Origin of the sequence: Microcoleus sp. D3_18a_C4, from assembly GCF_036702415.1 — a bacterium.
Lineage (GTDB): Bacteria > Cyanobacteriota > Cyanobacteriia > Cyanobacteriales > Microcoleaceae > Microcoleus.
The window spans coordinates 1-11655 of sequence record NZ_JAUBTI010000153.1 but is presented as its reverse complement, the minus strand read 5'-3'; the positions used below and the strand labels follow the sequence as shown (position 1 = coordinate 11655).

The following is an 11655-nucleotide window of genomic DNA, read 5'->3' as shown; positions in this document are numbered from 1 at the left end:
TGTAAAAAGCATTTTTTTATTGTAGTGCTAGCGTCCCCGCTCGCGTATTGTAAAATACGCGAGCGGGGACGCTCGCACTGTAAATGCAAAACTGAGATGCTCCCGATTAGCAACGGGCTAGAAGCCCGTTCCACAAACAATAAACTTTGTTGTAAAAAAAAACAAAACCATACATTTATAATAGGTATAAATCATGGGATACACTACAATTTTTGACGGAATATTTCATTTAAATAAACGGTTATTAGACAGCGAAGCTATTTACTTATTGGAGTTTTCTCGAACTAGACGAATGAAGCGAAATCCGGCGATTTTGCAAAGTATTCCCGATTCGGCAAGAGAAGCAGTTGGTTTACCTGTGGGCGAAGAGGGCTGCTATTTTGTGAATGAAAAATGGGATGAAGACTCCGAAGTTTCTGTTGTTAATTACAACCGCCCGCCTAAGACTCAGCCCGGATTGTGGTGTCAGTGGATTCCGACTGCTGACGGCGGTGGGATTCAGTGGAATGGCATGGAAAAGTTTTATGATTATGTCGAATGGTTGCAGTATATTATCAACAATTTTATTGAACCTTGGGGTTATGTTTTGAGAGGCGAAGTGAATTGGCAAGGGGAAAGAGAAGAAGATGTGGGTATGATTTGGGTTGAGAATAATGTGATTATTTCGCCCGAAGGTGCAGAGGAATTGTTGAGGTATGCGGTGTCACCGGTATCGGTGCCAAATTTTGTTTGGGATTGTTTGAAGACAATGGAAGCGACGGGATTTTCTTTGAGAGATTGGAAGGAGATAATTGATAAAGCTGTGGAGTTGGGACACGGGGAAGCAGCGCTGTGGATTAAGCCTAATATTGAGAAGTATTTTGATGGTATGGAGCGGGGTTTTGAGTTTGAGGGAGAGGTGATTGAAACACAAAATGAGGATTTGTGAGCTGTAGTTTCGATTAAACTTACGCATGATGCCCAGAAACCGGGTTTTTTCCCAATCTGCGTCCTACAACGAAGTATTTCGTAAAAAACCCGGTTTCTTTGGTCGTAGCGCGTCCAGGACTATATAATTGTAAGTACGATCGTCCCAGGATTTACTATGACGGCCTTAACAGAAATACGCGAAGCAATCGAGAAAGCACAGCCTTATTACTCTCCATTCGAGTATTTTGAATTAGAAGAGGCAGCAGAGTATAAAAGTGAATATCATAGCGGTCAAATATTACCAATGGCGCTTAATTCCGCCAATCACAACCTGATAGTAGGTAATTTGATTGCTCCTTTGAACTTCGCTTTGAAAAAACAGAGAGATTATCATTTATTTGCTTTAGGTTTGCGTTTGTGGATACCGCAGAAGCAAGTTTGTACTTATCCAGATGTGATGTTAGTGGCGGGGAAGTTGGAGTTTGCTGAGGGTAGGAAAGATACGATTACTAATGCGGTGATGGTGGCTGAGGTTTTATCGGAATCGACGGCGGATTATGACAGGGGCGGCAAGTTTAAACTTTTTCGCACGATTCCTACTTTTCGAGAGTATGTTTTGATAGATCAATACGAGATGCACGTTGAACAGTTTTCTAAGACGGATGATAATAAGTGGGTTTTGTCTGAGTATGAGGGTGCTGATGCGGTGTTGAGATTGAGTTGTGTGGAGTTTGAGATGGTGCTGGGTGATATTTACGATCGCGTGGATTTTGAGTCTGAGTCTCAGGAGTGAAGTGATAGAATAATTAAGTTGATTGAGTAAAAGGCATAAACTTAGCTTGTCAGTTCACTCGCGCTATGCAGATGGCACACTTGTTCTGAAAAACCAGCAACCGCCACGACTTGGGGAATCAAGACCCGATCCGAGCGCTCTAGGCCCTCATTCTCAGTTAAGATGGGATACTTATAACCAGAGGATTTATCAGGCGCGAGAATTTGATGAGTCAGGGCAACCCGTGAGAGATATTGATTTTACAAGTCCCACCTATCCTAATGGCAATCCCCGTCCAGATCATCTGCCGCCACCGCATCAACATCGGTGGATACCAAATCCCACCGGTGGTACTCCTACTAGAAGTAGAATCCCGGAAGCATTATGAAATCTGAAAAGTCGGCTATTACCTATAATATCGGTCAAAAATGGGCTGTGACTCTGTGCTGCGAAGCAGAAGAAAAACTGGAATTAAGAGTTGCAAAAATCCTTGAGTATTTAGAAAAAACTTATCTCTTAAAGCAATGGGCAATATCTGATATTGAAGCTACGGGCAGTTACGGCAATTGCTGGACGGCGCGGTGTAATAATCGGGAAATATTTCAGGTATCTACTTCTGATTTATTAGAGGTAATGAGGGAAGAAGGTCAAGTTATTGAATTAGATGCTAGTTTGATAAAAGATGAGGAGGAATTGTTTAAAATATTGATTCGAGATGGGGTTTCAATTGATTTACTTGGCAGCGGGGAGATGATGCCGCTGACGGTTTTGGGCAAATATGTTTATGTTGACAAAGAACTGTTTATGTGGTAAGGACGTGGGAGCGATCGCACTTCAAAAAGCTCGATCGCCCTCTGTCAGAGAATGCTGAGAAGAAGAAGGGCGATCGTAATTATTGGGCGTGTTTGCCGAATGGCGATCGCTCCTTTTTATTTCGCCACTTTAGTTCTATTTAATACTAGACAGTTGCGATAGTCTAAAGAAAAGGCGGTATAATTAGGCTGCGGCGTTCAATTCCAAGGTGGTAAAATGTCCGAAACTAACCCGTCCCAGAAAAAGCGATTTACAAAGCCAGCGACAGATCCAGATAAATGCGCGGAAATGGCTAAAAAATACGGCTGGGATTACCAGAGATTTATTCCTAATAACGATCCAGTTTTGAAGGTAGACTGCGAGTTTGTAGGAGAAGAGATTAACTTTCAGGAGTTGTGGTATGACCACCAAGATTAACTCGCTTAAATGCAAGCCAACACTGAAGATTTACCGCACTGACGGTGCCCAGACTGGATGGGAAAAAAGGCTGGATGCAATAGGTTCTGGTACTTACTTGCTGCACGAAGAGATGGACTATTCCAAAAACCGAACTCTCCCCAAAGTTGGCGATCGCCTGGGAGAGTCTAAACGTTTCGCAGACGGAGAAATTTACCACCGCCAAAGCGACTGGTCGATCGCAAGAGTACAGTGCTATCCTGGTGTTGGCGAAGACTGCGACTGGGATGAGATCGTACTTTGCTACTGTCAGTTTGAGCCAATAGAGTCTAAGTGGGAGAGAGTCGCTACTTTGGAGGAAGTTGTAGCGGAACAAGTAGCTAAAGATACGGGTTTGGAGGTAGTTAAGGGTTGAGCGATCGCTAGTGCGATCGCAATTATCTTTATTGTTAAAATTTTTCAATATAGAATACAGAATTCCCAATCAAATAATTGGGAATTCTAACATAATCAATCAATGATTTTACCGATCTTTAGTGCTTTCTCTTTCTAAAGATTCCACCCCTTTTTCAAAATTAGTAGCAGTGTTAGCTGCACCTAATCCATCAATAATGTTCTTGCCTTTCTGTCCAACTACTGCTCCTGCTATAGCAGAGAGGACTATAGTAGCGGTAATAGGGTCAATTATCGCGATCATAAAACCTCCATAGTGTGATTAGCTACAACTATTTAACGCAATCCCACAGACTAGATTTAGGACTGCTTGGGAGGTTGCTGACCTGCTAATCCGCAAGTACCCCCAATAATAGCACCTGTTGCAGCTCCTTTCAAAGCTCCTTTAACAGGATCTTTAGTGTCTTTTGCCGCACCGCGCACACCACCAGCTATAGCTCCAACAACAGAACCAATAACCATGAGACTAATTGGGTCAACTACAGCAATCATGGAAGTTTCCTCGTTTAAATTATTAACACCATAACGAATCTATATGAGCTTTAACAGTGGGAAAAGTAATAAAAAAGTAATAAAAAAGTAATAAAAAAGTAATATTTTTGAGTAATTGCAGTAAAATCTATATCTGACGATGGATTTCATCTATAAGGGTGTCGCTAACTGTTACGCCAACATGAACGTTTCATTGTTTAGGGAGTTTAACAAATGACAGTTGAGGAAGCAATAACACTTGTAGAAAGTGTACTAGACTACGAAAGTCTCAATAAAGTTCAAGAGCTAGTGTTTCGGCAATCTTGGGATGGACTGTCTTATATAGAAATTGCTAAAAGCGCAGGCTATGACTCAGATTATATCAAAGATGCGGGTGCTAAGCTCTGGAAACAACTATCTGAAGCCTTTGGAGAGAAAGTGAAAAAAGATAATATTCAGTCAGTCTTAAAGCGCTACAGGCGACGACACAAAGTGAATTTACAGCGAAATCTGACAATCGAAGTTAACCTCAGCGGTGCAAATCTAAGTGGTGCGAACTTAAATGGAGCTAGAGTAGTTGCTAACTTCATTGAAACAGATTTGTCTCAAGCTGACTACAAAGGATCGATCGCACCGGATGACAACACAGCATCATCTGAAGAATTCACAGATATTGAAGATGAACAAAATCAGGAAACTCAGGCTGACTCAGAAAACGAAATTAACTGGAACGGTTTTCGCCTTCACTCCGACGCACAAGTGAAAATTGCCGAAATACTCGATCGCACTTCCACCCTCTTCATCCCCAACTCCCAACTCCGACTGACAACACCCGCAGGGAGACAAAACCAACAAGCTGACTTTCTGATCTTCCACCAAAACAAGCTAGGGATACTGAAAATTGACAGCGAATCATCCCATCCAAACACAACAGAAGATGAAAAGTGCCAGCTTTTCATAGATTCTGGCATCAGTCTTGTCAAACATTACGATCCTACCCGATGCAGCGAACAACCGGATCTAGTTGTGCAGGAGTTTTTGGAAATTTTGAGTCACGTACAAGCCTAATAAGGTGTGTTTGATTTAAACTGTGATACAAACATTACCTTGGTTTTTAATATTTTCTCACTTCAATAATTAACAATCCTTCATTTCAGATTCGATGTAATAAATAGTATAGCTCTTCAATTAATTTAAACGTTCGGCGGAAATTTTTACACTAATTCACGGAAATAATTTTGAATTATACCGTATTTAAAAGCACAACAGCTTATTTCAATTTCATTTAAATTTGTAGCAACGAGTCATCAGTTGTGAATTCCTTTTTCTCTTTCTTCCTCTGTGTCCTCTGCGTCCTCTGCGGTTACTTTCACAATTATAAACTTAACCGCAGATATACACAGATGAAGGCACATTGAAATTCCCTGTTATTGCACCAAAAAAGCGAAGCAATCTTCAGCCCCTGCGATTGCTTCCTACTAATTACCCATGATCAATTCTCCTTTCCCCTCAATCACTTCCCCGATCGCCCAAGCACCAATTCCCTGAGACTCAAACCATTTAACAGCCTGTTCTACTTCCCTCGAATCGAGCAACAGCACAAAGCCAATCCCCATATTAAAAGTATTGAACATATCGGTTGTGGCAACTTGGCCCGCTTCAGCAATCCACTGGAAAATTGGCAAATTGGGCCAGCTATTGCTGTCAATTTTCACAGATTGATTAACTCCCAAACAGCGGGGCAAATTTTCCGGCAAACCACCGCCCGTAATGTGAGCCATGCCGTGAATTTCTAAACCGCTCTTAATTGCTTCGAGGACTGGTTTAACATAAATTTTAGTCGGAGTTAGCAGCACTTCTCCTAAACTTTTGCCACCTAACTTTTCGGGTTGGGAATGCCAGTCAAAACCCAAATCGCCCGCAATTTTTCTCACCAAACTAAAACCGTTGCTGTGCACGCCCGAACTTGCCAGCCCCACAGCCACATCTCCCACCTGCACCCGCGAACCGTCCAACAATTTGCTCTTTTCGACAATTCCCACACAAAACCCCGCCAAATCGTACTCACCCGAAGAGTAAAAACCGGGCATTTCTGCCGTTTCCCCTCCGAGTAAAGCACAGCCCGCTTGCTTGCAACCGTCAGCAATGCCGGCCACCACCGCAGCTAATTGTTCGGGATTTAACTTTCCCGTGGCTAAATAATCGAGAAAAAAGAGGGGTTCGGCCCCGGATGTCAGCACGTCATTGACGCACATCGCCACCAAGTCGATACCTACCGTGTCGTGCCGATCGAGATTGTGGGCCAATTTCAACTTAGTCCCAACGCCGTCAGTACCCGAAACCATCACCGGCTCTTTTAAACCCTCCGGGACGCTGAAAAAACCGCTAAACCCGCCGAATCCGCCCAAAACTCCCGATCGGTGCGTGCTCTTGACCATATTCCCGATGCGCGAGACAAAAGCTCTGCCCGCCTCAACATCCACACCTGCTTCTCGATAATCCATAAGTCCGCCAAATCGATTTCTTCTAATTTTTAGTTTATTCCCATAACAGTTGACAAACAGCTTTTTTAAGACTAGCCATTTCGTAGCCCACAAAATACACTAAAGTTTTGTAAATTTTTGTAAATTTTTCCGTAAAGACTGAAACGGCTGTAAGCACTGGAACTAAAGGGTTTTATGATAGAGGGTTTTGAGAAAATTTGATGAGGATTTGGTGAAAATGGCGATCGCAGCGATCCCCAACCGCAAAAGTTTGTGGTAGTCTGTTGCAGTTCGTGAACAACACACAAATTGCCGATCGAGTATGAGTTGTCAAGTGTCAGGGAAGTTTCCGCCAAATTTTTTTTGGGTGGAAGCATTAAAGCAAAAACGCACCCGGATACTTTGCTTTGACTCACGGGGGAATGGCGAAGGGCAAGAGAGAAATCCTTGACGCCTGTCGCCAAACGGCCAATCCTCCAATCTCGGTTGGCAATGGCTATTCACAAAAATGGACGTATGAAGGAAAAATTTGTTGGTGGTCTACTCGCTGTCCTGTTAGTTCCTGTGGTAGGAACGGCATCCTCTTGTCACGCACAAGCAACAGGTGCCGACAACCAAAACTCTCAGGTTTCCAAGCAAGTAATTGCCACCCAACCGTCCCGGCAGTTAAACGCTACTCGGGTCGAAGCGCAAAAAGTCGGACAGTATCAGTATCAAGCAAGAGCTGAAATTGCCCGAGACTCGATCGCCAAAATTCAGCCCCACAACTTAGGCGGGCGACAAGCAGCGACAGTCTACGTGCGAAACATTCCAGTCATCACATTTCTCAACGCCAGTCCGGAAACAAACACGCCTTTGGGAGAAACTGGCAACAGCCAAGCCCGTCCTAGCAGTCCGTCAAAAGTAGCGGGCGCAAGAGAAAATCCCAAAGTCGGAAACATTGCCAGCAACTCTAGCAACCAAGAACCCGATCCAGTTTGGCGGGCATCAAGCTTAGCAGCAAGACTCAATCAGCTAGCCCGCAACAACATCGATCCCAACAGCATTACCGTTAAGTGGGAAAAAGGCGATCGCTACATTATCCAGGCAAACGGCGAGGAGTTGGTAAACATCAACGCCGAAACCATCCTCCCCGACACCACCAGCAACTTTAGCCGAGACGCCCTGCAAGCAACCAATCGCCTCCGCCGCCTCCTAGGCAACGCCCCACCCCTGGAAGCAGTCGCAGGCAAACCCCAACCAGAATCCCCCCTGCTGTCTCTGGGTCCAGTTCAATTGCGGCTCAGCGGCTGGGCTTCCTGGTACGGCCCGGGATTTGACGGCAACCTCAGCGCCAGCGGCGAGCGTTTCAACCAAAATGATTTGACCGCAGCCCACCGCCACTTGCCCTTCGGAACTAGAGTCATGGTGAGAAATCTCGACAACGGCCGCACCGTGGTCGTCCGCATTAATGACCGCGGCCCCTTTGTGGGCGATCGGCTCATTGACTTGTCCGCCGGCGCCGCCAGCGTGCTGGGAATGATCAGCAGTGGCGTTGCCAGAGTGGAAATCGAAGTGATCGAACCGCCGCAACAAACAACTGGTGGACGCTGAAGGTTACTCTCAGGCAGAATACAAAAGTTATCCGAAGTGTAGAAAGCAGAAAGTAGAATAAAACTGACATCTTGCACCATTGTCAATTACTTGTTTAGGAACAGGCAAGATGCCTGTTCCACAAGAAAACTTATTCTTTGTGGAACAGGCATCTTGCCTGTTCTTGAGAAGGGTGCAAGATGTGAGATAAAACTGACATCTTCCACCATTCTTTGTGGAACAGGCATCTTGCCTGTTCTTGAGGATGATGTAAGATTTCAAGTCGAACAAATTCTGACAACAAATAAACTCTGCATTCTGCCGAATGCCTTCAGGAGATTCTACCGGTGCGCCTGTTTACTACCATTGCAGCACTTCGCTGCTACTTAAATTTACAAAAGTCTGCTGCACCTCATTTGACAGTCGGTTTGGTGCCGACGATGGGAGCTTTGCACGCAGGGCATCTGAGCTTGATCCAGCGGGCAAGGCAAGAAAATGCGATCGCCCTGGTCAGCATTTTTGTCAACCCGCTGCAATTTGGGCCTACAGAAGATTTTCAAGATTATCCTCGGAATATCGAGCAAGACCGACTGTTGTGCGAACAAGCTGGCGTTGATGCCATATTTGCTCCCTCAGCAACCGAAATGTTCGGCAACCAAGCGGTCGAGCGTACAGAAACAGAGCAAACCGCGCAAAAACAGATAGAGATTCACCTTTCATCCTTAACTCAAGTAGTGCCGCCACCGGCGATGACATCGGTTTTGTGCGGCAAAGCAAGGCCCGGTCATTTTCAGGGCGTCGCGGCAATTGTTACTAAACTTTTGAGTTTGGTGCAGCCGACAAAAGCTTATTTCGGTCAAAAAGACGCCCAGCAGCTAGCAATTATTCGGAAGCTGGTCTTGGATTTTAACTTGCCTGTAGAGATTGTCGCTTGTCCGATCGTGCGCGAAGAGTCGGGACTGGCAATGAGTTCTCGCAATCAGTATTTAACAGTAGAGCAAAAACAGCAAGCCTCCGTACTCTATCGCGCGCTGCAACAAGCCTCGAAAACTTTTTATTCAGGGGACCGCACCGCAGCAGCCGCACTCGCTGCCGCCCGCGCAGCAGTCGCAGGAGAGCCCGCAGTCAAGCTCGAATACGCCGAACTCGTCGATCCCGACACTTTGACGGCCTTGCAGGTTGTGGAAACAGCGGGACTTTTAGCCATAGCCGCCAGAGTTGGCTCTACTCGTTTGATTGACAATATAATTCTCAGGAATCGCCGGCCCATTGTGGCGATCGACGGCCCGGCGGGAGCAGGCAAATCTACCGTAACTCGCCTTGCAGCAACAGCTTTGAACTTGTTTTATCTGGATACCGGGGCAATGTATCGGGCGCTGACTTGGCTAGCATTGAAAACAGACACGCCGATTTCCGACGAATGTGCGATCGCCGAATTAATCAGTTCCAGTTATTTGGAATACAACCTCGATCCCGCATCAAAGATGTTGAAGATTAACGGCGAAGACGTAACCGAGGCAATTCGCAGTTTGGAAGTGACATCCCGCGTCTCGGAAATGGCGGCAATTCCTGCCGTGCGGCAGTTTCTGCTGGAGGAACAGCGGCGTTGCGGCACAAAAGGCGGGATTATAGCAGAAGGCCGCGATATCGGCACTAACGTGTTTCCCGATGCGGAACTGAAGATTTTTTTGACGGCTTCGGTACAAGAGCGATCGCGCAGGCGGCTGTTAGAACTTAAAGATACCGATCGGGCTAATATTAGCTTGGCCCAATTGGAACAAGACATCGCCCTGCGGGACGAAAAGGACAGCACCCGCGAGGTTGCACCTTTGCGTAAAGCGGCCGATGCTGTGGAAATTCAAACAGACAATCTGACTGTTGCTGAAGTTATCGATCGGATTGTCGGCTTGTACAAAGAGAGAATCGGTGATAAAAGTTAATTAATTTTACGACCCTGGGGGCGGGCGCGATCGCCCTCATCTCAAATCCGGTTAACCTCACTCTTGCACCATTCTCAAGAACAGGCTTTTCGGCCTGTTCCACAAAGAGTAGATTTTCTTGTGGAACAGGCCGAAAAGCCTGTTCCTAAAAAGCTTATTGACAATCGTGCAACATCTCAGGTTAAACTCACATCTTGCACTATTCTCAAGAACAGGCAAGATGCCTGTTCCACAAAGAGTAGATTTTCTTGTGGAACAGGCTTTCGGGCCTGTTCCTAAAAAGCTTATTGACAATAGTGCAACATCTCACGTTAAACCAACTTGCAGTCTCAGGTAGGGACGCGGGCCGATGCGGGCTGAGTCCCTGAGAATATCGTGCCATGAATCCGATTTGAGCGCCGTCCCCCTGGCTGGGGAAAAAGTTCAACCATCCCGCGTTTTCATGGGTTAGGGGATTTCTGGGGCACAAATCTTAAATTTTTTTATCCTGACGGACTGCCCCACGATCGGTTATTTCCAGTAGCATTTTTACGGACTGTCCAATTTAAGATTATCCTCTTAAGTGGATTAACTTGATATCAACATAAAATCTCAAATTAACTGTACAAGGTGTGAAGGAGAGAATGACGTGACAAAATTGAAACTGCTGTGGAGGCGGCGAAAAACTTTAATACTTGCTTTTATGGCAGCAACAGGAAGTTTTTTGCTGGGTGTGACATGGCCGATTAACTTGCGTGCCAATCAGCCCTTGGAACCGATTCAGGCGCAAGTCTTGGCCGTATCCCAGTCGCAAGAACAACAGCCGATGTCCAATATTAATAAGTTCTCCGAGGCGATCGCCCGTCGAGTTGAATTTTCCCAAAGTGCTCTAGCCCAATTGCAGGCAATCCGATTTCAATCAGCCGTACCGGATCAGTTTCAAGGTACAACCCTTCGTCACGCGAAACTAGACTCCCAGCACAAGGCGATCGCCCTGACATTTGACGACGGCCCCTGGCCGAAAACAACTACACAAATCCTAGATATTCTCAAGGAAAATAATATTAAGGCTACATTCTTCTGGGTAGGAAGATACCTGCACAATTCTCCCGAAATTGGCAAACAGGTCGCAGCAGCCGGTCACGCGATCGGCAATCACACTTGGAACCATGAATACCGGCAGTATAACGAAGACGGTGCCGCTCGCGAGATCGATCGCACTTCATCCTTAATTGAGGAGTTAACCGGCATCCAAACATCGATGTTCCGCCCGCCAGGAGGCATTTTAAACAATGGATTGGCCGCTTACGCTCAAAAGAAAAATTATGCAGTTGTGATGTGGTCTGCTGATTCTTTTGATTGGCGCACCCTTACGGAATCTTTGATAGACAACGTGATGAGGCAGGCAAATTCCGGCGGCATTGTGTTGATGCACGACGGCGGTGGCAATCGAGCGAGAACTGTAAAAGCTTTACCTGATATTATTGCTCGATTGAGAAAGGAAGGGTACAGTTTCGTAACAGTTCCCGAATTATTGCAGATGCAAGAACAAGACTTACAACAACAGGAAACGGCACAAAAATAACAATTTGGAAAAGTGGGATTTTACACCACTTTTCCATTTTTTTGTATGTCGTTAGATGAATTTTTCACAACTCTAGCCGAACGAAGAAGGAAGAAGTAGCAACCGCCCCCGATTCCCGGCGACGTTCTTAACTCCTGAAACCATTGCTTTAATTCCATTTCCCTTCTTCCTTCTTCCTTCTTCCTTCTTCCTTCTTCCTGACATCCGTTACATCCCGTACAGTGTTAGGAATGAGAATTAAATAACTTCCACAAGTTTGTGGGATGGGCGTCCCGCCCGTCC

Annotated in this window: 15 protein-coding genes; 11 read left to right on the top strand and 4 right to left on the bottom strand. The window is 45.7% G+C overall.

What is annotated here, in order from left to right:
- Nucleotides 1-193: 193 nt before the first annotated feature.
- The 7 genes from QUB16_RS31590 to QUB16_RS31560 all read left to right on the top strand — a co-directional run bounded on the left by QUB16_RS31590 (nt 194) and on the right by QUB16_RS31560 (nt 3305).
- Nucleotides 194-928 carry a hypothetical protein gene (locus QUB16_RS31590; protein WP_333322216.1) on the top strand — a complete coding sequence of 245 codons (735 nt, stop codon included), beginning with the start codon at nt 194-196 and terminating at the stop codon, nt 926-928.
- A 156-nt stretch (nt 929-1084) separates the two neighbouring features.
- Entirely contained in the window at nt 1085-1702 is a 618-nt protein-coding gene (locus QUB16_RS31585; protein WP_333322215.1) for a Uma2 family endonuclease, read from the top strand.
- A gap of 46 nt (nt 1703-1748) precedes the next feature.
- Complete coding sequence (locus tag QUB16_RS31580; protein WP_333322214.1) at nt 1749-2069, top strand: hypothetical protein; 321 nt, start codon at nt 1749-1751, stop codon at nt 2067-2069.
- Nucleotides 2066-2494: a hypothetical protein gene (locus tag QUB16_RS31575; RefSeq protein WP_333322212.1), complete on the top strand. Its 429-nt coding sequence runs from the start codon at nt 2066-2068 to the stop codon at nt 2492-2494. Before QUB16_RS31580 ends, QUB16_RS31575 begins: the two co-directional genes overlap by 4 nt.
- Nucleotides 2488-2637, top strand: coding sequence for a hypothetical protein (locus QUB16_RS31570; protein WP_333322211.1), 150 nt, complete (start codon nt 2488-2490; stop codon nt 2635-2637). Before QUB16_RS31575 ends, QUB16_RS31570 begins: the two co-directional genes overlap by 7 nt.
- A gap of 73 nt (nt 2638-2710) precedes the next feature.
- On the top strand, nt 2711-2911 hold the full coding sequence (locus tag QUB16_RS31565; RefSeq protein WP_333322209.1) for a hypothetical protein: 201 nt from the start codon (nt 2711-2713) through the stop codon (nt 2909-2911).
- A complete protein-coding gene (locus QUB16_RS31560) occupies nt 2895-3305 on the top strand; it encodes a hypothetical protein (RefSeq protein WP_333322207.1) in 411 nt (136 codons plus the stop codon). Before QUB16_RS31565 ends, QUB16_RS31560 begins: the two co-directional genes overlap by 17 nt.
- A gap of 108 nt (nt 3306-3413) precedes the next feature.
- Here the strand turns inward: QUB16_RS31560 and QUB16_RS31555 are convergent, their stop codons facing one another.
- Both QUB16_RS31555 and QUB16_RS31550 read right to left on the bottom strand, forming a co-directional pair.
- A complete protein-coding gene (locus QUB16_RS31555) occupies nt 3414-3587 on the bottom strand; it encodes a hypothetical protein (RefSeq protein ID WP_333322205.1) in 174 nt (57 codons plus the stop codon).
- Nucleotides 3588-3643: 56 nt separating this feature from the next.
- Nucleotides 3644-3835: a hypothetical protein gene (locus QUB16_RS31550; RefSeq protein WP_333322203.1), complete on the bottom strand. Its 192-nt coding sequence runs from the start codon at nt 3833-3835 to the stop codon at nt 3644-3646.
- A 213-nt stretch (nt 3836-4048) separates the two neighbouring features.
- On the opposite strand from QUB16_RS31550, the gene QUB16_RS31545 reads away from it, so the two are divergent.
- Entirely contained in the window at nt 4049-4882 is an 834-nt protein-coding gene (locus QUB16_RS31545) for a pentapeptide repeat-containing protein (RefSeq protein ID WP_333322201.1), read from the top strand.
- A 410-nt stretch (nt 4883-5292) separates the two neighbouring features.
- Here QUB16_RS31545 and purM read toward each other — a convergent pair whose 3' ends face one another.
- Nucleotides 5293-6318, bottom strand: a complete 1026-nt coding sequence (gene purM / locus QUB16_RS31540; RefSeq protein ID WP_333322200.1) for a phosphoribosylformylglycinamidine cyclo-ligase — start codon at nt 6316-6318, stop codon at nt 5293-5295.
- A 495-nt stretch (nt 6319-6813) separates the two neighbouring features.
- Between purM and QUB16_RS31535 the strand changes: the two genes are divergently transcribed.
- Entirely contained in the window at nt 6814-7890 is a 1077-nt protein-coding gene (locus QUB16_RS31535) for a septal ring lytic transglycosylase RlpA family protein (RefSeq protein ID WP_333322198.1), read from the top strand.
- 130 nt (nt 7891-8020) lie between these two features.
- Here QUB16_RS31535 and QUB16_RS31530 read toward each other — a convergent pair whose 3' ends face one another.
- Nucleotides 8021-8170 carry a hypothetical protein gene (locus QUB16_RS31530; protein WP_333322196.1) on the bottom strand — a complete coding sequence of 50 codons (150 nt, stop codon included), beginning with the start codon at nt 8168-8170 and terminating at the stop codon, nt 8021-8023.
- A gap of 46 nt (nt 8171-8216) precedes the next feature.
- On the opposite strand from QUB16_RS31530, the gene QUB16_RS31525 reads away from it, so the two are divergent.
- Both QUB16_RS31525 and QUB16_RS31520 read left to right on the top strand, forming a co-directional pair.
- Complete coding sequence (locus tag QUB16_RS31525) at nt 8217-9809, top strand: bifunctional pantoate--beta-alanine ligase/(d)CMP kinase (protein ID WP_333322194.1); 1593 nt, start codon at nt 8217-8219, stop codon at nt 9807-9809.
- A gap of 628 nt (nt 9810-10437) precedes the next feature.
- Nucleotides 10438-11373, top strand: a complete 936-nt coding sequence (locus QUB16_RS31520; RefSeq protein ID WP_333322193.1) for a polysaccharide deacetylase family protein — start codon at nt 10438-10440, stop codon at nt 11371-11373.
- Nucleotides 11374-11655 lie beyond the last annotated feature (282 nt).

Bases quoted from the DNA above. Each gene is read 5' to 3' on its own strand.
- QUB16_RS31590 (WP_333322216.1), top strand. From the start codon at position 194: ATGGGATACACTACAATTTTTGACGGAATATTTCATTTAAATAAACGG.
- QUB16_RS31585 (WP_333322215.1), top strand. From the start codon at position 1,085: ATGACGGCCTTAACAGAAATACGCGAAGCAATCGAGAAAGCACAGCCT.
- QUB16_RS31575 (WP_333322212.1), top strand. From the start codon at position 2,066: ATGAAATCTGAAAAGTCGGCTATTACCTATAATATCGGTCAAAAATGG.
- QUB16_RS31565 (WP_333322209.1), top strand. From the start codon at position 2,711: ATGTCCGAAACTAACCCGTCCCAGAAAAAGCGATTTACAAAGCCAGCG.
- QUB16_RS31560 (WP_333322207.1), top strand. From the start codon at position 2,895: ATGACCACCAAGATTAACTCGCTTAAATGCAAGCCAACACTGAAGATT.
- QUB16_RS31555 (WP_333322205.1), bottom strand. From the start codon at position 3,587: ATGATCGCGATAATTGACCCTATTACCGCTACTATAGTCCTCTCTGCT.
- QUB16_RS31550 (WP_333322203.1), bottom strand. From the start codon at position 3,835: ATGATTGCTGTAGTTGACCCAATTAGTCTCATGGTTATTGGTTCTGTT.
- QUB16_RS31545 (WP_333322201.1), top strand. From the start codon at position 4,049: ATGACAGTTGAGGAAGCAATAACACTTGTAGAAAGTGTACTAGACTAC.
- purM (WP_333322200.1), bottom strand. From the start codon at position 6,318: ATGGATTATCGAGAAGCAGGTGTGGATGTTGAGGCGGGCAGAGCTTTT.
- QUB16_RS31535 (WP_333322198.1), top strand. From the start codon at position 6,814: ATGAAGGAAAAATTTGTTGGTGGTCTACTCGCTGTCCTGTTAGTTCCT.